2 protein-coding genes are annotated in these 1,341 nt (G+C 70.8%); both read right to left on the bottom strand.

The window, feature by feature from the left end:
• The coding region (locus ABT300_RS44105; protein WP_351688830.1) for a pyridoxal-phosphate dependent enzyme at window positions 1–778 on the bottom strand (778 nt) is incomplete at its 3' end.
• A gap of 28 nt (window positions 779–806) precedes the next feature.
• A partial coding sequence (locus ABT300_RS44100) for a type III PLP-dependent enzyme domain-containing protein (RefSeq protein WP_502978136.1) occupies window positions 807–1,341 on the bottom strand: 535 nt, incomplete at its 5' end.

Below are 1,341 nucleotides of genomic sequence, written 5' to 3'. Positions count from 1 at the left end.
CGAAGGCCTCGACGTCGCCGACCTTGGCGCCCTCGTCCAGCAGGTCGTAGTCGACCATGGCGCCGATGGTGGCGCCCTCGGGGGTGCCGGTGCCGGACTGGTAGTAGTCGTGGGCGGGCGGGCCGAAGGCGATCGACCCCTTGGGCTCGACCCCGACGATCCGCACCCCGGGCACGGACTTGCGCAGTTCGCCGCCGGTACCGAAGAGTCCGCCGCCGGTCCCCACAGCGCCGATCAGTATGTCGATACGGCCCTCCAGGGCGGCGTGGAGTTCATGCGCCACGGGCCGGTAACCGTCGCCGTTGGCCGGGTTGTTGTGCTGTTCGGTGAAGTAGGCGTTGTCGCTCTCGGCGGCCAGTTTCTCGGCGAACTCCTCGCGGGCGGCCGTGGCCAGCTCCTCGTCGCCGTCCTCGGCGATGTAGACGAGTTCGGCGCCGAGGGCCTTCATGCCGCGCAGTTTGTCGGCGGCGGCGTGATGGTCGACGACCGCGGTGAAGGTGTAGCCGCGCTCGGCCGCGATGACGGCGAGGCCCAGGCCGGTGTTGCCGGAGGTGGACTCGACGATCCGGCCGCCGGGGCGCAGCAGGCCGCGGTCCTCGGCGTCGAGGACCATCTGCCGGGCCATACGGATCTTCGAGGTGCCGGTGGGGTTGAACTGCTCGAGTTTGAGCAGCAGTCGGCTGCCGGTGTCGGTACGGCACAGCTCGAAGAGCGGGGTGTGGCCTATCAGGTCGGAGACACGCCTGACCACAGCGGGACGCGAAAGCGCCTTGTCCATCGGATGGCTCCAGGTTTCGGGGGGAGAGTCAGGCGAGTGGGTGGCGGTCGAACCGCCAGCGGGTCGTGCCGCCGGCGCTGTCGAGGACGACCTTCGGGGGGAGCGGAAGTTCGTGGAAGGGGGACTCGTTGGAGTCCATCTGGTATCCGGCGGTGTTGGGGTAGACGAGCAGGTCGCCGAGGGCGGGGCGGACGGGGAAGCGCACCTTGCGCCAGGTGACCATGTCGGACTCCAGGCAGGTGGCGCCGCCGACGCAGGCGGCGTACGGCTCGTCCCCCACCGAGCGAGGGGTCGTGGGCAGCAGCACCGGATCCGGCAGGTACTCGCTGTCGAACCACTGCTCGGACAGGCTGAGGCTGGTGCCGTCCACGGTGACGATGCCGTAGCCGTCGTGGTCCTTCACGCCCTGCACGCGGAACACCGTGCACCCGGCCCGGTCCAACAGCGCCCGCCCGGGCTCCAGCAGGAGCTTCACCCCGGCCTCGCGCAGTCGCTCGGCCAGACGGTGTGCCCCGAGGACGGCCCGCAGGGCGTCCGCGCCCGCCACGGGCGAGTGGTACGGG

Origin of the sequence: Streptomyces sp. NPDC001027 (assembly GCF_040299045.1) — a bacterium.
Classification (GTDB): Bacteria; Actinomycetota; Actinomycetes; order Streptomycetales; family Streptomycetaceae; genus Streptomyces.
This window is presented reverse-complemented; position numbering and strand designations above follow the sequence as displayed.